The following is a 21,017-nucleotide window of genomic DNA, read 5'->3' on the forward strand; positions in this document are numbered from 1 at the left end:
CGCAGCACGGCGGGTTGGCGTGGTGTGGTGGCGTCGGATGAAGCGAAGTCACGACGCTGATCGACGAATCAGTTAGCCTTTCGCGGCATCGAATCCCGAATTCCTGTTCCCGCAACCCGGCGCCCGCATGACCGTCCTGCGATTCGACAACGTCAGCAAGCAGTACCCGGGCGGGCATGTCGCGCTGAGCGACGTGCAGTTCGCGGTCGAGCCCGGCGAGATGCTGTTCATCACCGGGCACTCGGGCGCCGGCAAGAGCACCCTGCTCAAACTGATCCACCTCGCCGAGCGTCCCACGCGCGGCGCGGTGCTGTTCGGCGAACGCAACCTGCTGAAGGTGCGCGGCCGGCGCATCGCCATGCACCGGCGCGAGGTGGGCGTGGTGTACCAGGACCATCGCCTGCTGACCGACCGCAGCGTGTTCGACAACATCGCGCTGCCCCTGATCCTGCGCGGCATGAAGCGCGGCGAGATCGGCAAGCGCGTGCGCAGCGTGCTGGAGCGGTTGGGCCTGGGCGAACGCGAACGCGCGCTGCCGACGCAACTGTCCGCGGGCGAACAGCAGCGCGTCGGCATCGCGCGCGCGTTGGTCGGCGAACCACGCCTGCTGGTGGCCGACGAACCCACCGGCAACCTCGATCCCACGCTGTCGGCGGAGATCATGGCGCTGTTCGCCTCGCTGCCCGAGCGCGGCACGAGCGTGATGATCGCCAGCCACGACCTGGCCCTGGTCAAGCGCATGCGCAAGCGCGTGCTGGTGCTCGACCACGGCACGCTGGTCGACGACATCTCGCCGGAGGACCTGGCGGATGAATGAACCACGCACACGGCATTCCGGCCTGGGCACGTGGGTCGACCACCACGCCTACAGCATCGTGTCCGGCCTCGGCCGCGTGTTCCGCAAGCCGGGCGCGGCATTGCTGACCATCGGCGTGATGGCGCTGGCGCTGGCGCTGCCGCTGGGCCTGTGGCTGGTGCTGCAGAACGTCGAACGGCTGGGTGGCAGCGTCGAACAGTCGCGCGAGATCAGCGTGTTCCTGGCGCAGGACGTCGCCGCCGAGCGTGCGCAGGCGCTGGCCGGCGAACTGCGCGCGCGGGGCGACATCGCCGAGGTGCGCCACCTCACCCCGGCGCAGGGCCTGGATGTGCTGCGCGAACGCGGTGGCCTGGACGCGATCATCGACATCGCCGGCGAGGACAACCCGCTGCCGCATGTGTTGGTAGTGTCCCCGTCCGGCGACGAGATGCCGGTCGCCGAAGGCTTGCGCGCATTGCCCGAAGCCGAGCTGGTGCAGCACGATGCGCAGTGGCGCCACCGGCTGGATACCTGGCTGCGCTTCGGTGGCCGCGTGGTCTGGGTGCTGGGCCTGCTGCTGGGTTTCGGTGCGCTGCTGGTGGTCGGCAACACCGTGCGGCTGGATATCCAGGCGCGGCGCGAGGAGATCGGCGTGCTGCAGTTGCTCGGCGCGACAGACGGCTTCATCCGTCGCCCCTTCCTTTATCTCGGCGCGTGGTACGGGCTGGCCGCAGGCGCGCTGGCCCTGGGCCTGCTCGCGCTCGCCGGCATGGCCCTGCGCCTGCCGCTGGCCGACCTGGTGGCGAGCTATGGCAGCGGTTTCGTCCTGTCCGGCTTCACGCCGCTGCAGGTGCTGTCGGTGCTGGGCGGCGCCATGGCGATCGGCTGGTTGGGTGCCGGCGTGGTGACCGGCCATTTCCTGCGCCAGACGCGACCCACGGACACGTGAGCCGGTGATGCGAGAGGACATGCGCCACCTGACCACCGAAACGCCGCGCGTGCTGGTGGTCGACGGTTCCAAGCTGGTGCGCACGCTGGTCAAGGCGGTGCTGGAAAAGGAGCTGCCCGGCGTGGACGTGGCGGGCGCGGGTGGCCTTGCAGAGGGCAGGACGCTGCTGGAATCGACCGCCTTCGACCTGGTCACCACCGCGCTGGTCCTGCCCGACGGCGATGGTTTGCAAATGGCGCGCGCAGTGCGCGAGTCCGCCGCGCAGCGCTACGTGCCGGTGATCGTGATTTCCGGCGACGTGCAGTCGCACCTCGAAGGCCGGCACTTCACTGAGGACGTCACCGACTATTTCGACAAGGCCCTCGGCCACAACGCGCTGGCGGCGTTCATCCGCGGCTACGTGCAGCCGGCGCTGATCCCCGACGCGCACGTGCTGTACATCGAGGACAGCCGCACCGTGGCGATGGCGATCCGCCGCGTGCTGGAATCGCAGCAGATGCGCGTGACCCACGTGGTCAGTGCCGAGGACGCGATGGCCTACCTGGACGCCTATCGCGACAGCGACGCCGCGCCCGGCTGCGACCTGGTGCTGACCGACCTGTACCTGAAAGGCGAGCTGGACGGCCGCGACCTGCTCAATGCGATCCGCAACGATTTCGGCTACGGCAAGCGCCGCCTGCCGGTGCTGGTGATGACCGGCGACGACAATCGCGACAACCAGGCCGCGCTGCTGCGCGACGGCGCCAACGACCTGGTGCTCAAGCCGATCGAGGAACGCCTGCTGGTGACCAAGTCGCTGTTCCAGCTGCGCGTGTCGATGCTGCCCGACCAGCCCTCGTTCGAACCATGAGCGAGGACCGGCTGAAGCTGGAGCCGTCGTGGAAGGCGCGCGTGGGCGAATGGTTCCAGCGCGATGACATGCAGGCGCTGGCGGCGTTCCTGCGCGAACGCCGTGGCAAGGGCGTGCGCATCCATCCGCCGATGTCGCAGGTGTTCGCCGCGTTCGACGCCACGCCGTTCGACGACGTGAAGGTGGTGATCCTCGGCCAGGACCCGTACCACGGCCCCGGCCAGGCGCATGGCCTGTGCTTCTCGGTGCTGCCAGGCGTGCCGGTACCGCCCTCGCTGCAGAACATGTACAAGGAACTGCAGCGCGACCTGGGCATCCCGCCCGCCGATCATGGTTACCTGATGCCGTGGGCCAAACAGGGCGTGCTGCTGCTCAATGCGGTGCTGACCGTCGAGGACGGCCGGGCCGGCGCGCATCAGGGGCAGGGTTGGGAAGGCTTCACCGACCACGTGGTCGACGTGCTGAACCGCGAGCGCGAGGGCCTGGTGTTCCTGCTCTGGGGCAGCTATGCGCAGAAGAAGGGCGCCATCGTTGATCCCCGCCGGCACAAGGTGCTGCGCACTACGCACCCTTCACCGCTGTCGGCGCATCGTGGGTTCCTGGGCTGCGGCCACTTTTCGGCCGCGAACGACTATTTGTCGCGGCATGGGCGGAAGACCATCGACTGGTCCCTGCCTGCGCGCGCGAGGCTGGATCACCAGACGTGGGGCGGCGCGGACGTGTCGCAGGTTTCGCCCGGCGCTCTGCACTGAATGCAACTCCATCGGTTGTGACGCAAGGCACGGCGTGCCTGCCCCAGTGACGCGGGATCCGCGTTGGGTCAAAAGCTGACGAGGCATGTCACTTTTCTGGCGGTGCCCGTTTCCGCGACGACGATTCTGGTGTGCGAGTGCGATGGCACGCTTCTTGCATGGAGACATCGCCGCCGCTTGGCGGGATCTGCATGGCCGGACAACGTGTGCATGGGGTGCGCGTCCGGTGACTTGGGAATTCAAGGGGAAACTGGATGAAGGGTTTGCATCTGCGCGCACTGGGTGCGCGCATCGTGATGGTCGTGTTGCTGTGCCTGGGGGCGCCCGCCGCCGCATGGGCGACGACCTTCACCGACACGATCACCGCGTCGCAGACGTTCAACGTTGCCAGCTCGCCACTGGGCGGAATTGCCGGCTGCAACCTGATCGTGGGGACGCATGTGTACGGCTCGCGCGTCATCACGGTATCGACGAGCCGGACATACACCATGCGCGTCACGGCGTCGACGGGACTCGGAAACGATCCGTTTCTGGCCGTCTACGAAGGCAGCTTCAATCCGGCAAGCCCCACCACCAATCTCCGCGCCTGCAATGACGACGCCAATGGCACCCTGCTGCCCGAGCTGCAAGTCAACCTCGTCGCAGGACGCACTTACGTGATCATGACAACCACGTACGGTGCGGGCTCACTGCCAGGGACTGCCACCTACCAGATCACGCCCGACATCGATATCGTGCCGCCGGCCGTACTGAGCGGGGTGGGTATTTCGGGTGTCGATGCCACCAATGCCATCCTTGCGGGCACCAGCAACGTTGCGGCGACTGGATACTGGGTCGTGCAGCCCCAAGGCCAGGCCGCACCGGATGCAGGTCGCGTGCGTGCGGGTCAGAATTCGTCCGGAGCCGCCGCGCTGCGTTCCGGCAATGGCCCGATGACGGCGGGCAACGCCGCGTCGTTTCCCATCGCGGGGCTTGTGGCCAACACCGGATATACGGCGTACCTCATCGCCGAGCGCGCACCCACGCTGTGGTCGACCGTTGCGGCGGTGAACTTCACCACCGCCTCCACCGTGCCGGCGGCGCCGGTGATCAGCAGCGTCACCGCCGGGAATGGCGAGGCGACGATCCATTTCACGCCACCCGCCAACGGCGGCAGTGCGATCACGGGCTATACCGTCACTGCCTCGCCCGGGGGCGCCATCCTGACCGGCACGGGCAGCCCGATCGTGATGACGGGCCTGAGCAATGGCGTCGCCTACACCTTCACCGTGTACGCGACCAACGCCAATGGCAACGGGGCGGTATCCGCGCCTTCCGCGCCGGTCACGCCGCTCGGGCCGCCCACATTGAGCGCATTCGGCGATCTTACGCGCACGTACGGCGATGCGGCCTTCGCGTTGACCCCGCCGACAAGCGACAGCGCCGGTGCCTTCACCTACACCAGCAGCGATCCCGCCGTGGCGACGATCAGCGGCGATGTCGTGACCCTCGTGGGCGTCGGTACGTCCGTCATCACCGCGAACCAGGCCGCCGACGGCGGGTTCACCGCCGGCTCGATCACCGCCAGCCTGACGGTATCCACCGCCACGCCGGTGCTGTCCGGTTTCCCGGACCTGTCGCGCACGTTTGGTGATGCGGCCTTCACCCTGGTGCAGCCCACCAGCAACAGCGCCGGTGCGTTCGCGTACAGCAGCAGTGACCCTTCGGTGGCGACGGTCAGCGGCGACAGCGTGACCATCGTCGGCGCGGGCAATGCGACGATCACCGCCACCCAGGCGGCCGATGGCAACTACAGTTCGGCGCAGATCGTGGCCAATCTCTCGGTGGCCGCCGCCGCGCCTACGCTCTCCGCCTTCCCCGACCTGTCGCGGACCTTTGGGGATGCTGCATTCACTCTGTCAACGCCGACGAGCAATAGTGCCGGAACGTTCACCTACACGAGCAGCAATGCCGCAGTGGCGACGATCAGCGGCGATGTGGTGACCATCACCGGCGCGGGCATCGCGATCATCACTGCCACGCAGGCTGCGCACGGAAACTACGCGGCTGCGCAGATCAGCGCGCAGCTCACGGTCGACGTGGCTACCCCCGTGCTGTCCGGCTTCGCCGACCTGTCGCGCACGTTTGGCGATGCGGATTTCGCATTGACCCCGCCGACCAGCGACAGCACCGGTGCGTTCACCTACATCAGCAGCAATCCGTCGGTGGCGACGGTCAGCGGAGACGTGGTAACGATCGTTGGCGCGGGCACCGCGACCATTACCGCGACTCAGGCCGCGGACGGCAACTACGCCTCGGCGCAGACCACCGCACAACTGGTGGTCGATACTGCCGTGCCGACCATATCAGGGTTCCCGAACCTGTCACGCACGTATGGAGATGCGGCGTTCACCCTGACCGCGCCGACCAGCGACAGCACCGGCGCCTTCACCTACGCGAGCAGCAATCCCGCAGTGGCCACGATTGCGGGCGACGTGGTGACCATCACCGGCGCAGGTACGGCAACGATCACCGCCACCCAGGCGGCCAGCGGCAACTACGCCACGGCGCAGGTCACCGCACAGCTTGCCGTTGATACGGCCGTGCCCACGCTGTCGGGCTTCCCCAACCTGACGCGTACGTTTGGCGATGCAGACTTCATCCTGGTCGCGCCGACGAGCGACAGCGCCGGCGCCTTCACGTACACCAGCAGCGATCCGTCCGTGGCGACGGTCAGCGGCAACGTGGTCACCATCACCGGTGCGGGCAATGCGACGATCACCGCCACGCAAGCGGCCGATGGTTCCTATGCGTCGACACAGATCACCGCCATCCTCTCGGTGGAGACCGCGGTGCCCGCGTTGTCCGGCTTCGCCAATCTCACGCGGACCTACGGCGATGTGGCTTTCGCGCTGACCGCGCCCACGAGCAACAGCGCCGGCGCCTTCACCTACACCAGCAGCGATCCGTCCGTGGCGACGATCAGTGGCGACGTGGTGACCATCACCGGCGCCGGCACGACGACCATCACCGCCATCCAGGCGGCGGATGGCAACTACGCGTCGGCACAGACCACCGCGCAGCTCGCCGTGGGTGTCGCTACGCCAACCCTGTCCGGCTTCGCCAATCTCACCCGCACGTACGGCGATGCGGCTTTCGCGTTGACGCCACCAATGAGCGAGAGTGCGGGCGCATTTACCTACACCAGCAGCGATCCCGCGGTGGCGACGATCAGCGGCGACGTGGTGACCATCACCGGTGCGGGTACGACGACCATTACCGCCACCCAGGCGGCAGATGGCAACTACGCGTCGGCACAGGCCACCGCGCAGCTCGCCGTGGGCGTCGCTGCGCCAACCCTGTCCGGCTTTGCCAATCTCACCCGCACGTACGGTGATGCGGCGTTCGCGCTGACCCCGCCGACAAGCGATAGCGCCGGCGCCTTCACCTACAGCAGCAGCGATCCGTCCGTGGCGACGATCATCGGTGACGTGGTGACCATCGTTGGCGCGGGCACGACGACCATCACCGCCACCCAGGCGGCAGACGGCAACTACGCATCGGCACAGGCCACTGCGCAGCTCGCCGTGGACACGGCGGTGCCGACGCTGTCGGGCTTCGCCGACCTCACGCGCACGTACGGTGATGCGGCCTTCGCGTTGACCCCGCCGACGAGCAATAGCGCCGGCGCCTTCACCTACACCAGCAGCGATCCGTCCGTGGCGACGATCAGTGGCGACGTGGTGACCATCGTCGGCGCAGGTACGACGACCATTACCGCCACCCAGGCGGCGGACGGCAGCTTCGCGACGGCACAAATCGCAGCGCAGCTCACGGTGGACGTGGCCGTGCCGCTTCTGTCCGGCTTCGAGGACATCGTCAAGACGATGGGCGAGCCCGCGTTCGAATTGCCGCTGCCGGCCAGTGCCAGCAACGGTGCCTTCTCTTTCACCATCGATGAGGCATCGGTTGCCACCGTCGACGGGCGTATCGTCACTCTGGTCGGGGCCGGCGTGGCGACGATTACCGTGACCCAGGCCGCTTCGGGCAATTACGCCGAAGCCAGCGCCACCGCCACGCTCACCGTGAGCGACCGGCCGGATCCGACCAAGGATGCGAGCGTGGTGGCGGGCCTGCAGGCGCAGGTGGATGCAACGGTGCGTTTTGCGCTAGCCCAGCAAGCGAACATCCATAATCGCCTGCGCCAGCGCAGGAGTGGTGGCGACTCCGCGAACGGCCTGTCCGTGAGCATGGCGAACAGTGGCGGTGGCCTGTCGTGGTCCCCGACCCTTGTCGGCGAGTCGCAGGTTGCCCGGCGCCAGTCGCCCTGGTCGCTCTGGACCGGCGGCACGATCAGCAGCGGCAGCCGCGATCCGCGCAATGGCGGTGAAGGGTTCGACTTCCAGAGCGATGGCCTGAGCTTCGGCGTGGATCGCTGGTTGGGCGAGCGGTCGTTGCTGGGCGTGGCCACTGGCTTCGGCTGGAGCGACCTGGATCTGGACAGCAGCGGCTCCCGGGTGAAGGGCAACTACCAGTCGATCGCACTGTATGGGCTGTGGAAGGCAGGCGAGCACCTGTTCGTCGACGGCCAGCTTGGCTATGGCGACATCGGCTTCCGCGTCGATCGCTGGAGCGATGTTGCCGGCGGCATCGCCCATGGCAGGCGTGACGGCACTCAGGTATCCGGTGCAGTGACCTTCGGCTACGAGCAGGCCATGGAGCAGATGCGCCTGGCCACCTACGGCCGGTTGAGCGCAGGCCGCGCCACCCTGGACGAGTACCGCGAGCACGGCATCGGCATATACGACCTGCGCTACGCCGAACAGGACGTCGAGCACTCGATGGCCGCGCTGGGTGTCGAGGGCAGTCACGATCTCGCGGTCGGCAGCGCCAGCCTGCGTCCGTACTGGACGCTCGAGTACTGGAACAACATCGGCCGCAACAGCGACGCCCTGATCAATTACGTCAACGCGCCCGTGGCGAACGACTACCGTCTTGGCCTGACCACCTTCTCGACGGCCAACTGGCATGTCGGCCTGGGTGCGGATCTGCGCCTGCGCAATGGCGTAACCGTATCCGGCCTGGTGCGTCATGAGGCCGGTGGCTCGATCGGCGGGGTGACCACCTTCGGCTTGCAGTTCTCGCTGAACTGGGATGCGTCTCCGCGCATGGCAATGCCGCTTTCGCTGGATGCCGGTGACCTGCCGCCACAGGGGCAGTCGCGGCACTCCGCCAAGGCAGGCCAGGAGTAAAGTTGACGATGGCCCCGGCCCATGCGCCGGGGCCATCGCGGCCACCGTCGGGCTCGGCCCTGCTTGGGTCTTCAGCGCCCGTTTGCCTTAGGGGCCAGGATGGCCAGCGCCCTGGCGTGCCGTCTGCGGACGCAGGGTCAGTGTGTGACCTGGCCATATGTTGTAGGGTCCGAGGTCCGCGCGCAGGGCCATGCCTGATGTATCGTCTGAAGTCGTTGATTTTGAAAGTATTTTCTGCCATTTTATCGACGATTGGCCGAGCCTCGCGTGCAGGAATGCTGACGGTCGTGCAACCCTTACCCTCTTGGCACCTGCCGGCGAAACCGTGGCCGTTGGTTCCATCAGCAGAACGCTGGGGAACTTCTGGCACGGTTAGCAGTCGGATACGCACACTGCTAAGATCACCGCCATGACCACGAATGCCGTTGCCTACCCCCTGGTTGCCAACAACCTCCCCGTCCCGAGTGCCCTCGGTTCGCTCGAGGCGTACATCGGTGCGGTCCACCAGATCCCGGTGCTGTCCGTCGAGGACGAGCAGGCGCTCGCGCGTCGCTTCCGCGATGACGAGGACCTCGATGCCGCGCGCGAACTGGTGCACTCGCACCTGCGCTTCGTGGTCCACGTGGCCCGTGGTTACAACGGCTACGGCCTGCCGCTGGGCGACCTGATCCAGGAAGGCAACATCGGCCTGATGAAGGCGGTCAAGCGCTTCGACCCCGACGTGGGCGTGCGCCTGGTCAGCTTCGCGGTGCACTGGATCCGCGCCGAGATGCACGAGTTCATCCTCAAGAACTGGCGCATCGTGAAGGTGGCCACCACCAAGGCGCAGCGCAAGCTGTTCTTCAACCTGCGCAAGAGCAAGACGCGCCTGGGCTGGTTGAATGCCGAGGAAGTGCGCGCCGTCGCCGCCGACCTCAACGTGTCCGAGCGCGAGGTGCTGGAAATGGAGTCGCGCCTGTCGGGACGCGACATCGGCTTCGACGCGCCGTCCGACGAGGACGACGACCATGCCCCGCCGTCGCCGGCCGCCTACCTGATGGCCCGCGACGAGGATCCGGCGCAGGCCTACGAACGCAACGACAGCGAAACCGACCAGCTGGAACTGCTGCGTGCAGGGTTGGCGAAGCTGGATGCACGTTCGCGCGACATCATTGCGCGCCGCTGGCTGGACGACGACAGCAAGGTCACGCTGCAGGAACTGGCCGACGAGTACGGCGTGTCCGCCGAGCGCATCCGCCAGGTGGAAGCGAACGCGCTGAAGAAGATGAAGGCGCTGTTCGCGGCCTGATCCACGCACGGCCATGATGCAACCGGACGGCCCGCGAAAGCGGGCCGTCTCGTTTTGCGGAAGTGTTCCACGCCCAGCATGGCCGTCGGTCGCGTCGTCGGATGCAAGGGATTTCCCGACGAGGGGCGGTTGATGACTGGCGTCAACCCGTGTCGCGAAGCGACATCGGCTTGGATGCGCTGTCGGCCGTCAGGGTGAGCTCGCAGGCAGTTCCATTGGCAAGCTGCCATTCGAAGAAGTCCTGAACGTCGGCCCGACAGATTGCACGGGCCACTTTCGCGACAAAGCCATGCGCGACAAGTGCGACGACTTTGCCCTCGTTCGCCGCGTACACATCGCCAAGCCCTTTCGTGACTCGATTGAATACTTCATCAATCGTTTCCCCTTCCGGCGGAGCCGAGTGCCACTGCCGGGTGATGTCCTGAGCCCAGAGGTCAGGAAAGCGGGCTTGGGCCTCTTCCTGTGCAAGTCCTTCGAAGACGCCGACGTTCCGTTCCCGGAACGCGTCGATGACCACGGGAACAAGACTTCACTCTTCGCCAAGGATCGTCGCGGTCTGGCGTGCGCGCAGGAGTGGTGAACAGACGATCGCATCGAGATGGGCGGGCAACGTCGAGTGCAGCGCCTTTGCCTGCTCCAGACCCCTCGAGTTCAGCGCTGGATCCAGCGCGCCGAGGTAGCGATGCTCTGCGTTGAACCGGGTTTCGCCGTGGCGGACAAGGAACAGCTTCACGACGGCCAACGCGCGGTCACCACTTGAACAGCACCAGGCTGATCGCCAGCACGCCCATGCCGGAAACGAGGCCATACACGGTTTCGTGGCCCTTGGCGTAGCGCTTGGCGGCGGGCAGCAGTTCGTCCAGCGCCAGGAACACCATCACGCCCGCGATCACGCCGAACACTGCGCCGAAGACCGCGTCGGACAGGAACGGCCGCAGCACCGCGTAACCGATCAATGCGCCGACCGGTTCGGCCAGTCCCGACAGCAGGCAGGCGACGAACGCGTACAGCTTGTTGTTGGTGGCGTAGTACACCGGCACCGCGATGGCGATGCCTTCGGGGATGTTGTGGATGGCGATGGCGAAGGCCAGCGGCATGCCGACGGTCGGGTCGTCAAGCGTGGCGAAGAACGTCGCCAAACCTTCGGGGAAATTGTGCGCGGTGATCGCCACGGCGGTCAGCAGGCCGACGCGCTTCACGTAGTCGCGGTTGTGCTGGCGGAAGTAGGGGTCGTCCACTTCCAGCCGTTCGTGCGGATTGGGCACCAGCCGGTCGATGGTCACGATCAGCAGCACGCCGGCCAGGAACGACAGCGTGCCCCAGGTGAATCCGGCCTGGCCGCCGTACGCCTCGGAGAACGACAGGATCGACTTGTTGAGGATTTCGCCCAGCGACACGTACACCATCGCGCCGCCCGCGAAGGCGAGTCCGAAGGCCAGCAGGCGGGCATTGGGCGCCTTGGCGAACAGCACCAGCAAGCTGCCGAAACCCGTGGCAAGACCTGCGGCCGTGGTGACGGCCAGTGCGATCCACCAGTTGTGCATCGCGATGTCGGTCATGCGGTCGGGCGCTCCGGAGTGCGCCCACCGGGCGGACGCGACATCCTAGCCGAAGGCAGGTGCCCGGGGTGTACCGCCTCTGGCAGCAGAGATGCTCACTCCTGGTCCTTCCTGCGAAGGCGCACGACTGTCCGGGGAAATTCTTGTGAGGGTGCGGGATGCGCCTATGGATCAAGGACGAATCGCGAAGCCAGCCAATCCGGGATTCGATTTCCGGCACGCCGGTTGCATGGCGACGGCAACCATTGCGGCTTCGCCGGCGCTCATCCGCCCTTCGGGCACCTCGCTCTGCGCCCCGGCCCTGCGCAGCGCGCAGGGCGTTGGGGCGCGAGCCAATGGCTCGCAAGCAGCCCCCCCTTCACCCCGGAGGGAGAAGGAACAAGAAGCCCCTCTCCCTCCGGGGCGACAGCGCACGGTTTGCGCGCCATTGGCGCGCGTGCGCTGCAGCGCCCGTGCCGCTGGCACGGGCCGGGGCGCGGAGCGGGGGTTGGGGTAAGGGCCAGCGAAGCCGGGATGGCGTGGATCGAGGTGTCGGTTCCGTGTCACGGCGTTCCTTGCTTCCGGACAGTGGTGCGCCTTCGCCGGGATGACGAGCGATAGGCGTCGACATGCCGACCGCCGCGTCAACAGCGCGTGTCGTCGCCGCCCAGGATGATCCGCGCGGCGCGCTGGTGGGTCCAGTACGCGACCGACCAGTTCAGCAGCACCACGCTGCGGTTGCGGAAGCCGATCAGGAAGAACAGGTGGGCCAGCAGCCAGAACCACCAGGCCACGATGCCCGAGAACTTCCACGCGCCCAGGTCCACCACCGCGGCCATGCGGCCGATGGTGGCGAGGTTGCCGAAGTCGCGATAGCGGAACGGCGCGATGCCGACGCCCTTGAGCCGCGCTCGGATCGCCTTCGCCACGTGCTTGCCCATCTGCTTGGCCGCGGGGGCCACGCCGGGGACGGGTTTGCCATTGGCCTGCTTGAGCGTGGCAAGGTCGCCGGCGACGAAGATGTCGGGATGGCCGGGCACCGTCAGGTCGGGTTCGACTGGCACGCGGCCAGCCTTGTCCAGCGGCACGCCCAGGCATTCGCCCAGCGGCGAGGCCGAGACACCTGCGGCCCACACGATGGTCTTCGCCGGCACGAAGGTCTCGCCCAGCCGGTAGCCGTCGGCGGTGATGTCCTTGACCGGCGTGCCGGTGCTGACTTCCACGCCCAGGCGTTCCAGCTGCTTGCGTGCCTTCTCCGACAGGTCCTCGGGGAACGACGCCAGCACCCGCGGCCCCGCCTCGATCAACCGCACGCGAGCACGGGATGGATCGATGTTGCGAAACTCGCCCTGCAGCGTGTGTCGCGCGATTTCCGCAAGCGTGCCGGCGAGCTCCACGCCGGTCGGGCCACCGCCGATGATGCCGAAGCTGAGCCAGGCGTCGCGCGCATCGGGATCGGTTTCCGATTCGGCGCGCTCGAAGGCCAGCAGCAGCTTGCGGCGGAGGTCGAGCGCATCGTCCAGCGTTTTCAGGCCGGGGGCATGCGCGGCCCAGCGCTCGTTGCCGAAATAGGCGTGGGTGGCGCCGGTGGCGAGCAGCAGGTAATCGAAGGCAAGCGTCTCGTTGCCGCCGTCGCAGTCCAGTTCAAGCGTCTTGGCGTCGGCATCGATGGTGGACACGGTCGCCATCCGCACCACCACGTTCTTCTGCCGGCGCAGGATCTGCCGCAGCGGTGCGGCGATGTCGGGCGCGGACAGTCCGGCAGTGGCGACCTGGTACAGCAGCGGCTGGAACAGGTGGTGGTTGCCGCGGTCGACCAGGGTGATCCGAACCGGTGCGGACTTGAGCGCGCGCACCGCCCACAGGCCGGCGAAACCACCGCCGACGATCACGACGTGTGGGCGGGTATCGTCCACGTCAGGGTCTGCCGTCGCTCATGGCGGGTGCCGCCTCGGCGCTAGCCGATGCGCGCCGCGACCAGCGCTTCCAGCTTGCGTTGGTCGGCCGCGAACTTGCGGATGCCGTCGGCCAGCTTGTCGGTGGCCATGGCGTCCTCGTTGTGGTCCCAGCGGAACCGTGCTTCGGTGATCGGCGCCGGCGGCGCGGTGCGTCCGCCGTTGTCGACCAGCATGCGTTCCACCGGGGCATCGGACGCCTCCAGCGCCTCCAGCAGGTCGGGCGAGATGGTCAACCGGTCGCAGCCGGCCAGTGCCAGCACCTGCGCCGGGTTGCGGAAGCTCGCGCCCATCACCACGGTGTCGTAGTGGTGGTGCTTGTAGTAGCTCCAGATGCGTTGCACCGACTGCACGCCCGGATCGTCCTGCGGCGTGGCGGGTTTGTCGGCGCCGTTGGCAAGGTGCCAGTCGAGGATGCGGCCGACGAAGGGCGAGATCAGGTACACGCCGGCCTCGGCGCAGGCCACCGCCTGCGCGAACGAGAACAGTAGCGTCAGGTTGCAGTGGATGCCTTCGCGCTCGAGCTGTTCGGCGGCGCGGATGCCTTCCCAGGTGGAGGCGATCTTGATCAGCAGGCGGTCGGTGCCGATGCCGGCATCGTCGTACAGCGCGACGAGACGATGCGCCTTGTCGATCGTGGCCTGCGTGTCGAAGCTCAGGCGCGCATCCACTTCGGTGGAGACGCGGCCCGGGATCAGCTTGAGGATCTCGCCACCGATCGCCACCGCCAGCCGGTCGCAGGCATCGGCCACGCGCGCGTCGCCAAGGCCGCTCGCGTTCGCCAGCGAGGCGTCGATATGGCTGGCATAGGCCGGCAGCGAGGCCGCCTTGAGCAGCAGCGAGGGGTTGGTGGTGGCATCCATCGGCCGGAAGCGGGCGATGGCATCGATGTCGCCGGTGTCGGCGACGACGGCGGACAGGCTGCGGAGCTGTTCGAGCTGGGTGGCCATGTGCGGGTCGCGTGTGGGTGGGGACGGTCATTGTCGCGCATCCACCGGGGGCGTGCAGTGAGCGCGGTCGGCGGAACGCGCTACCCTGCGCGCATCACCGGGACTGGAGGCAGGCATGATCGAGATCGAGAAGCGGATCGCGCTGCTGATCGACGCGGACAACGCACCGGCGGCGAAGATCGATGCCATCCTCAACGAGGTCGCGCGGCATGGCGTGGCCAACGTGCGCCGCGCCTACGGCAACTGGAAGAGCCCGCACATCAAGTCCTGGGAAGCGGTACTGCACGAATACGCGATCCGCCCGATCCAGCAGTTCGCGTATTCCAGCGGCAAGAACGCCTCGGACATGGCGATGGTGATCGACGCGATGGACCTGCTGTATGCAGGCAACCTCGACGGCTTCGCCATCGTCTCCAGCGATGCCGACTTCACCCCGCTGGTGATGCGCCTGTTGACCGAAGGGGTGAAGGTCTATGGCTTCGGCGAGAAGAAGACGCCGATGCCTTTCGTCAATGCGTGTTCGCGATTTACCTATGTCGAGGCCTTGGGGCGCGATGCCGCGGCGGACACGGACGCCCATCCGGATGCCGCCGCCGGCAGCCAGGATGCACCACCGGTACGCAAGAGCGGTGCGCAATTGCGCCAGGACGCGCGCCTGGTGCAGATGCTGCGCAGCGCGGTGTCAGCCGCGGCAGAGGGCGACGATGGCTGGGCCAATCTTTCCGCGGTGGGGTCGCAGATCGGAAACCAGGCTTCGTTCGATGCCCGCAACCACGGCTATGCCAAGCTCAGCGGTCTCGTTGCGGCGATCGACCTGTTCGAGCAGAAGAAGGACGGCAAGACCATCTACATCCGGCCCAAGCCACCGAAGCCCCCGGCGAAGCCGAAACCAGCCAGGAAAGTCGCGAAGAAAGCCGGGTAAGGCTATTCAGTACAGATCCAGCGGATCCACATCCAGCGACCAGCGCACCTTGCGTGACTCGGGCAGGGCGTGCAGCGCCGGCACGGCATGGTCGAGGGCGTGGTGCAGGTCGCGGCGGGTGGCGGCGGACAGCGCGAGTTGGGCGCGGTGCATGCCGGCGCGGCGCGGCATGGGTGCCGGCATCGGGCCGTTGATGTCCACGCGGTCGGACGCATCGTGCACGGCGCGGCGCGCGGCCTGCAAAAACGCCATCGGCGGATCGGCGTGCTTGGCCTCGGCGCGCAACAGCGCGAGGTGCGCGAACGGCGGGAACCCGGCGGCTTCGCGCAGTGGCAGTTCGGCTTCGGCGAAGGCGTGGTAGCCGCCTTCGATCAGGGTCGCCAGCAGCGGATGCTCGGGATGGTGCGTCTGCAGCAGCACTTCGCCCGCGCGCTGCGCGCGACCGGCGCGGCCGGCGACCTGGATCAGCAGTTGCGCGAGCTTTTCGTGCGATCGGAAATCGGCGGAGAACAGGCCTTCGTCGATGCCGACCACGCAGACCAGGGTGAGGTTGGGCAGGTCGTGGCCCTTGGCCAGCATCTGCGTGCCGACCAGGATGCCGGGGCTGGCGCCCAGTTCGCCCAGCAACGTTTCAAGCGCATCCTTGCGCTGCGTGCTGCCGCGATCGATGCGCAGCACCGGCACGTCGGTGAATTGTTCCGCCAGCATCGCCTCGATGCGCTCGGTGCCGTTGCCCTGCGGCTGCAGTGCGAGGCTGGCGCAATCCGGGCAGGCCGGCGGCGAGGGCTTGCGGTGCCCGCAGTGGTGGCACTGCAGGCGGCGGCCGTGCGCGTGCACGGTCATGGGCGAATCGCAGCGTGGGCATTGCGCGCTCCAGCCGCAGTCGTGGCACAGCAGCACCGGCGCGTAGCCGCGGCGGTTCTTGAACACCAGCACCTGTCCGCCCGCATCCAGCGCGCTGCGGATCGCGTCGCGCATCTGCGCCGACAGGCCGGCGTCGAGCGGCCGCTTGCGCACGTCCACCACGCGCACCGCGGGCGGGCGCGCATCGCCGGCGCGTTGCGACAGCCGCAGGTAGCCATAGCGCGCGCTGGCGGCGTTGTGCAGGGTTTCCAGCGAGGGCGTGGCGCTGCCCAGCAGCACCGGGATGCCGAGTGCCTTGCCGCGCACCAGTGCGAAATCGCGCGCGTGGTAGCGGATCCCGTCCTGCTGCTTGTAGCTGCCGTCGTGTTCCTCGTCGACCACGACCAGGCCGCCATCCGGCAGCGGCGTGAACACCGCCGAGCGCGTGCCCACGATCACCCGCGCCTCGCCGCGCCAAGCAGCGGCCCAGGTGCGTGCGCGCTCGCCATCGTTGAGCCCGGAGTGGCTGACGTGGATCGGCACGCCCAGCCGCGTGCGGAAGCGCTGCAGAAGCTGCGGCGTCAGGCCGATCTCGGGCACCAGCACCAGCGCCTGCTTGCCGCGCGCCAGGCAGTCGGCGATGGCGTGCAGGTAGACCTCGGTCTTGCCGCTGCCGGTCACGCCATCGAGCAGCATGGGAGCGAACCCCACGGCCTCGCGCAGCGCGATGATCGCGGCCTGCTGTTCTTGGTTCGGCACCGGCCCCGCGAGTGGCGCCGGAACGAGTTGCGAGGCCGGCACCGCGATGCGTTCGGCGTAGCCGCGCTTGAGCAACGCACGCGCGGCCGCGCGCCAGTCGTCCAGCGCATCGTCCAGTCCGTCCTCGTCGCGTTCGCCCGCCTGCAGGACGCTCGCCAGGCGGCGTGGCTTGCTGCCGTTGCGCAGGCCGGCCAAGCCGGTCGCGCCGGCTTCGGTCAGGCGCCAGGCCCAGGCATGGGTATCGGGCACGGGTTCGCCGCGGCGCAGCGCCGCCGGCAATGCGGTGGCCAGCACCTCGCCCAGCGGCGCGTGGGTGTAGCGCGCCAGCCAGCGCAGCGAGGCCAGCAGCTCGCCGGACAGCAGCGGGCCGTCGTCGAGCCAGTCGAGGATCTCGCGCAGCTCCGGCGAATCGTCTTGCGGCGCATCGGTCGAGGCCACCACGCCCACCAGTTCCCGCGGCCCGAATGGCACGCGCACGCGGCGGCCGATGTCCTGTGGCCCGGTTGGCGCCGTCGCGCGATAGTCGAACAGCCGCGGCAGCGGCAGCGGCAGGGCGACCTGCAGGGGGTGGGCGGGATCAGGCACGCGCGCAGTCTAGCGATCCAGGCCCCGGCAACGCGGGGATGCGGGCTGCAGCGGCGCTGCCCCGACTTGCGCACGGTTGTTGTCATCGCGTGAACGATTCGCGCGCAAACCGCCGTCACACAAGGAGTTTTTCGTTATCCACACCTGCTGTGGATAAGCCTGTGCATGACGATGCTCCACGCGCATTCCAAGCGATGACGTCCCGTAAAAACCGCAATTTGGCGAAAAAAGCACCAGTCCTGCCAATGTCTTTCGAATCAATTACTTGGCTGTGAAACATGGCTGTCATGCAGGGTGTGCCCCGCGCGGCGATCTGCGATGTGACGGTCCGGTGACCACTGTGCACAACCGCTTGCCCGCGAGACCCGGATGGATCAAGTGGAGCCCCTTCCGTCAAGGGGGCGATGGGGCACGCAGAGCGCCTTATGATCCGACAGCCCCCGCGACCGGATACCGCTTTGACCGTCCCCACTCCCTCGAATGGCGCCCTGACTGCCTTTCTCCGCGGTGTTGAACGCCGAGGCGTGGTGTTCGCGGAACTGCAGAGTGGCGATCCGGCGCAGGGCGACGCGGCATTGGGGGCCACGTTGCGAGGGTTCGCGGCGGTGGCAGGCCGGGCGCCTTTCGCGGAATGGCCGCGCCGGTTCTGGACGATGCTGCTGGCCGCGCCGGCCCTGCGCACAGCCGTCACCCCACGCCTGCGCGACGGCCCCCTGGCGGTGCTGGCGGGCCTGGGCGGAGGGCCCCGTGCGGCGCTGCTGCTGCGGCTGGTGGCCGGGTTGTCCGAGGCCGATGCCGCGGCCGTGCTCGGCATCGCCCGCCCTACCTACCGGCTTGCGCTGCAGCGCGCATTGCCGCGGACCGATGATGATCGCCTGGATGCCGAACTCTGGCGGGCGATGGGCAACGCGGCCGGGCAGGCGATCCGTGACGTTCCGGCCGAACGGATCCGCGCGCTGTCGTCGGGCCCTGGCGCGTTGCGTCCGGCACCGGGACGCCAAGCGCCTGTGCCCGGTGCCCGCCGCGGCTGGGTCTGGCCTGCGACCGTGGTGGTGGCCCTGTTGACCGCGCTGGCGTTGGCTGCGACCTGGCTTGCGCCCGACCCGTTCGCGTCATCCGACGAGGATGGCCCGCGCATCCGCACACAAGCCTTGCCGCCCGTCGCCACCACGCCCACGCCCTACGACCAGAGCCTCGAACTGCTGACCCACCGCGACCTGGAGCAGTTGCTCGATGCCGGCCAGGGAGATCCCGCGCCGCTCGATCCCGCCTTCGACGCATGGCTGGTGGCGGCGTTGGACGTGCAGCCGGATGCCCTGCGTGCGGTGGATTGAGGTGCGTCTTCCGGCGGTCGCGCTGTTGTGTGCCTGCACGGCCGCCGCGGCGATGCCAACTGCGTTGCAGGAGGTGATGGAGCGCCTGCCCGAGGCCGAGCGCGCGCGCCTGGTCGAACGCCAGCAGCGCGTATCCGCGCTGGACGAGGATGCGCGTCGTGCGCTGTTGCAGCGCATTGCCGACTGGGACGCGCTGCCCGAGGCCGAGCGACGCAGCCGTCGCGAGGGCTGGGACGCCTGGCAGGCCTTGCCGCACGACGAGCGCATGCGCATGCGCGAGGCGCGCGCACGCTTCGATGCCATGGCGCCGGCCGAACAACAGTCGCTGCGCGAGCGTTTCGATGCGCTGGATACCAGCCTGCGCCGCGGCTGGCTGTTGGGGCCGACGCTGGGCGAGGACTGGCCACGGCTGCACGCATTGTTCGCACAGGTACCGGATGACGGGCATGCCGCCCTGCTGCTGGCGCTGCGGCAGCTGTCGCCGCAGGGCCGCGACGACCTGTCCGTGCTGGCGCAACGCACCTCGCCGGAGGAGCGCGACGCCTTGCGCAACGACCTGCTGTCGCAACCGCCGTCGTCGCGTGATGCCTGGCTGCGCCGACGCGTCGACCCCTGACGCGACCTGGTCGGCTAGCCCGCGCGCAGCACCCGCCGGCTGGCGCGGAAGCGGGTGCCGAAGCGAGACACGCCGTCGGCGCGCATCCGCGCGGCGTGGTCGCGCAGGTAGTCGTCCAGCGCGGCCTGGTCGCGCAGGCGGTAGTGCACGCACAGCGACTGCCGCGCCGGATCGGGCGGCGAGACCACCACTTCGAACACCTCGGCGCCGGTGAATCCCGGCAGCGACAGCATGTCCGCCACGTGAGCCTGCAGCCAGTCGCGGTAGGCCGGGGCGATGTCGGCATCCACGTCGATGTTGACCTCGTACACGATCATCCGGGCCTCCCTTGGCCTACATCCACACCAGGCTGGCCAGCACGGTGAATACCGAACCGAACGCCAGCAGCAGGAAATAGCAGAACCCGATCACCGAATACTTGAGCAAGGTCATCGGCCAGCCCTGGCCGTACACGCGCTTCTGCATCAGCAGCAGGTACAGCGGCATCCAGATCCACAGCGCCACTTCGATGATGCCGAAGACGGTGCGGCCGATGCCGGCGTTCGGGGCCAGCCACTGCCGCAGCGCCATCGACACGAACATCAGCAGGATCGCCAGGCACAGGAACGCGTGGCTGTGGAGCGCGACGATCAGGTGCTCCATGTACAGCCGGCGCTTGAACACGTACGCCAGCTTCAGCATCAGCGCGAACAGCGGCAGCAGCACGAACAAGGTCGGTGGCACCGCGCCGAGCAGCGCATCCTTGAACAGGTCCGGGTCGTCCTGCAGGCGCTGCACGTTCTTCTCGGCGCGACCGACCTGCCGGTTGATCCAGTCGTTGGCGAACTGCGGCAGCCAGCCGATGACCAGTGGATTGGTCACCGGGTCCCAGTCCTCGGGGCCGAACGTGAGCCGGTTGGGGCGCGGGATCGGGGGTGGGCCGCCGGTTTCGTCCGACTGGCGGAAGGCCGCCAGGCGTTCCTCGGCCTGCCGGTCGATGGCGTTGCGGGTCGCGCGCAGCGTATTGCGCGCGATCCGCTGGTCCACCAGCGCCGAGGTGTCGCCATCCGCCACCTGCGCCAGCTTGGCGTCCACCTCTGCAAGCGATGCGTCGATCCCGGCCAGGGCTTCGTCGCGCGCCTTCTCCACCTCCTCGGCGCTGCGCGCGACCTCGATGGCGCTGTTGCCGCCGAAGTTGGCGACGCCCTGGCCGTCGCCGAAGCTGATCACCAGCCGGCCGACGAAGAAGGTGACGATGGCCAGGAAGAAGAACAGCCGCACCGGGCTGACGTAGCGCACGCGATGGCCCGCGAAATATTCCAGCGTCAGCGTGCCGGGCTTGAACAGCAGCGGCCAGAGCGTCCGCGGCGTGCGTGCGTCGTAGTCGAACACGCTGTCGAAGAAGTCGCCGACGATGCTGGAGAAATGCCGCACCAGGCCCTTGGTCGGCTGGCCGCAGGCGTAGCAATGATCGCCCAGCAATGGCGTGCCGCAGTTGGGGCAATCGCCACGCGTACCGGTCGTGGACCGGCCCGTCGACGTTTCATGCGCGGACGTGGGGGCGTCGCCGGTGGTGTGCATGGGCATCCTCGCTGCGGAACCGCTAAAATAACGGGCTTCCACGACCCGGCGCCAGCGCCCGCCTCCAGGTGCGCGGCTGCAGTCGTGCC

General features: G+C 68.1%; 15 protein-coding genes and 1 pseudogene. 9 read left to right on the forward strand and 7 right to left on the reverse strand.

Annotated features, from left to right (window positions below; translation table 11 throughout):
* Positions 1-127: 127 nt before the first annotated feature.
* The 6 genes from ftsE to rpoH all read left to right on the forward strand — a co-directional run bounded on the left by ftsE (position 128) and on the right by rpoH (position 9,866).
* Positions 128-817: a cell division ATP-binding protein FtsE gene (gene ftsE, locus E2F46_RS02790; RefSeq protein ID WP_133320658.1), complete on the forward strand. Its 690-nt coding sequence runs from the start codon at positions 128-130 to the stop codon at positions 815-817.
* The gene (ftsX, locus tag E2F46_RS02795; RefSeq protein WP_133320659.1) at positions 810-1,745 is read left to right on the forward strand and encodes a permease-like cell division protein FtsX; all 936 of its coding nucleotides are present in this window, start codon (positions 810-812) and stop codon (positions 1,743-1,745) included. Before ftsE ends, ftsX begins: the two co-directional genes overlap by 8 nt.
* Before the next feature lie 7 nt (positions 1,746-1,752).
* Complete coding sequence (locus E2F46_RS02800) at positions 1,753-2,595, forward strand: response regulator (protein ID WP_425599794.1); 843 nt, start codon at positions 1,753-1,755, stop codon at positions 2,593-2,595.
* The gene (gene ung, locus E2F46_RS02805) at positions 2,592-3,347 is read left to right on the forward strand and encodes a uracil-DNA glycosylase (RefSeq protein WP_133320661.1); all 756 of its coding nucleotides are present in this window, start codon (positions 2,592-2,594) and stop codon (positions 3,345-3,347) included. The genes E2F46_RS02800 and ung overlap by 4 nt, the downstream gene beginning before the upstream one ends.
* Before the next feature lie 254 nt (positions 3,348-3,601).
* Entirely contained in the window at positions 3,602-8,578 is a 4,977-nt protein-coding gene (locus E2F46_RS02810) for an Ig-like domain-containing protein (protein ID WP_133320662.1), read from the forward strand.
* Positions 8,579-8,987: 409 nt separating this feature from the next.
* On the forward strand, positions 8,988-9,866 hold the full coding sequence (rpoH, locus tag E2F46_RS02815) for an RNA polymerase sigma factor RpoH (protein WP_133320663.1): 879 nt from the start codon (positions 8,988-8,990) through the stop codon (positions 9,864-9,866).
* A 142-nt stretch (positions 9,867-10,008) separates the two neighbouring features.
* Here the strand turns inward: rpoH and E2F46_RS17635 are convergent.
* The 4 genes and pseudogenes from E2F46_RS17635 to tal all read right to left on the reverse strand — a co-directional run bounded on the left by E2F46_RS17635 (position 10,009) and on the right by tal (position 14,309).
* Positions 10,009-10,674 (reverse strand): annotated as a pseudogene (locus E2F46_RS17635) (histidine phosphatase family protein).
* A complete protein-coding gene (gene zupT / locus E2F46_RS02825) occupies positions 10,616-11,425 on the reverse strand; it encodes a zinc transporter ZupT (protein WP_133320664.1) in 810 nt (269 codons plus the stop codon). The pseudogene E2F46_RS17635 and the gene zupT overlap by 59 nt, the downstream one beginning before the upstream one ends.
* A gap of 623 nt (positions 11,426-12,048) precedes the next feature.
* Positions 12,049-13,320, reverse strand: coding sequence for an NAD(P)/FAD-dependent oxidoreductase (locus tag E2F46_RS02830; protein ID WP_243720281.1), 1,272 nt, complete (start codon positions 13,318-13,320; stop codon positions 12,049-12,051).
* A gap of 41 nt (positions 13,321-13,361) precedes the next feature.
* The gene (gene tal, locus E2F46_RS02835; protein WP_133320665.1) at positions 13,362-14,309 is read right to left on the reverse strand and encodes a transaldolase; all 948 of its coding nucleotides are present in this window, start codon (positions 14,307-14,309) and stop codon (positions 13,362-13,364) included.
* A gap of 115 nt (positions 14,310-14,424) precedes the next feature.
* Between tal and E2F46_RS02840 the strand changes: the two genes are divergently transcribed.
* Complete coding sequence (locus E2F46_RS02840) at positions 14,425-15,231, forward strand: NYN domain-containing protein (protein WP_133320666.1); 807 nt, start codon at positions 14,425-14,427, stop codon at positions 15,229-15,231.
* Positions 15,232-15,237: 6 nt separating this feature from the next.
* On the opposite strand, the gene E2F46_RS02845 is transcribed toward E2F46_RS02840, so the two are convergent.
* Positions 15,238-17,418 (reverse strand): primosomal protein N', encoded by a 2,181-nt coding sequence (locus tag E2F46_RS02845; protein WP_243720282.1) that lies wholly within the window; start codon positions 17,416-17,418, stop codon positions 15,238-15,240.
* A 527-nt stretch (positions 17,419-17,945) separates the two neighbouring features.
* Here E2F46_RS02845 and E2F46_RS02850 point away from each other — a divergent pair.
* Positions 17,946-18,752 (forward strand): sigma factor-like helix-turn-helix DNA-binding protein, encoded by an 807-nt coding sequence (locus E2F46_RS02850; RefSeq protein WP_133320667.1) that lies wholly within the window; start codon positions 17,946-17,948, stop codon positions 18,750-18,752.
* A gap of 52 nt (positions 18,753-18,804) precedes the next feature.
* Positions 18,805-19,368, forward strand: coding sequence for a DUF3106 domain-containing protein (locus E2F46_RS02855; protein ID WP_165967332.1), 564 nt, complete (start codon positions 18,805-18,807; stop codon positions 19,366-19,368).
* Between the two features lie 14 nt (positions 19,369-19,382).
* Here E2F46_RS02855 and E2F46_RS02860 read toward each other — a convergent pair whose 3' ends face one another.
* The gene (locus E2F46_RS02860) at positions 19,383-19,685 is read right to left on the reverse strand and encodes a DUF4286 family protein (protein WP_133320669.1); all 303 of its coding nucleotides are present in this window, start codon (positions 19,683-19,685) and stop codon (positions 19,383-19,385) included.
* A 16-nt stretch (positions 19,686-19,701) separates the two neighbouring features.
* Complete coding sequence (locus E2F46_RS02865) at positions 19,702-20,928, reverse strand: DUF3667 domain-containing protein (protein ID WP_165967333.1); 1,227 nt, start codon at positions 20,926-20,928, stop codon at positions 19,702-19,704.
* Positions 20,929-21,017: the final 89 nt, after the last annotated feature.

Source organism: Luteimonas aestuarii, from assembly GCF_004357985.1.
Classification (GTDB): domain Bacteria; phylum Pseudomonadota; class Gammaproteobacteria; order Xanthomonadales; family Xanthomonadaceae; genus Luteimonas; species Luteimonas aestuarii.

Bases quoted from the DNA above. Each gene is read 5' to 3' on its own strand.
- ftsE (WP_133320658.1), top strand. From the start codon at position 128: ATGACCGTCCTGCGATTCGACAACGTCAGCAAGCAGTACCCGGGCGGG.
- ftsX (WP_133320659.1), top strand. From the start codon at position 810: ATGAATGAACCACGCACACGGCATTCCGGCCTGGGCACGTGGGTCGAC.
- E2F46_RS02800 (WP_425599794.1), top strand. From the start codon at position 1,753: ATGCGAGAGGACATGCGCCACCTGACCACCGAAACGCCGCGCGTGCTG.
- ung (WP_133320661.1), top strand. From the start codon at position 2,592: ATGAGCGAGGACCGGCTGAAGCTGGAGCCGTCGTGGAAGGCGCGCGTG.
- E2F46_RS02810 (WP_133320662.1), top strand. From the start codon at position 3,602: ATGAAGGGTTTGCATCTGCGCGCACTGGGTGCGCGCATCGTGATGGTC.
- rpoH (WP_133320663.1), top strand. From the start codon at position 8,988: ATGACCACGAATGCCGTTGCCTACCCCCTGGTTGCCAACAACCTCCCC.
- zupT (WP_133320664.1), bottom strand. From the start codon at position 11,425: ATGACCGACATCGCGATGCACAACTGGTGGATCGCACTGGCCGTCACC.
- tal (WP_133320665.1), bottom strand. From the start codon at position 14,309: ATGGCCACCCAGCTCGAACAGCTCCGCAGCCTGTCCGCCGTCGTCGCC.
- E2F46_RS02840 (WP_133320666.1), top strand. From the start codon at position 14,425: ATGATCGAGATCGAGAAGCGGATCGCGCTGCTGATCGACGCGGACAAC.
- E2F46_RS02855 (WP_165967332.1), top strand. From the start codon at position 18,805: ATGCCAACTGCGTTGCAGGAGGTGATGGAGCGCCTGCCCGAGGCCGAG.
- E2F46_RS02860 (WP_133320669.1), bottom strand. From the start codon at position 19,685: ATGATCGTGTACGAGGTCAACATCGACGTGGATGCCGACATCGCCCCG.
- E2F46_RS02865 (WP_165967333.1), bottom strand. From the start codon at position 20,928: ATGCACACCACCGGCGACGCCCCCACGTCCGCGCATGAAACGTCGACG.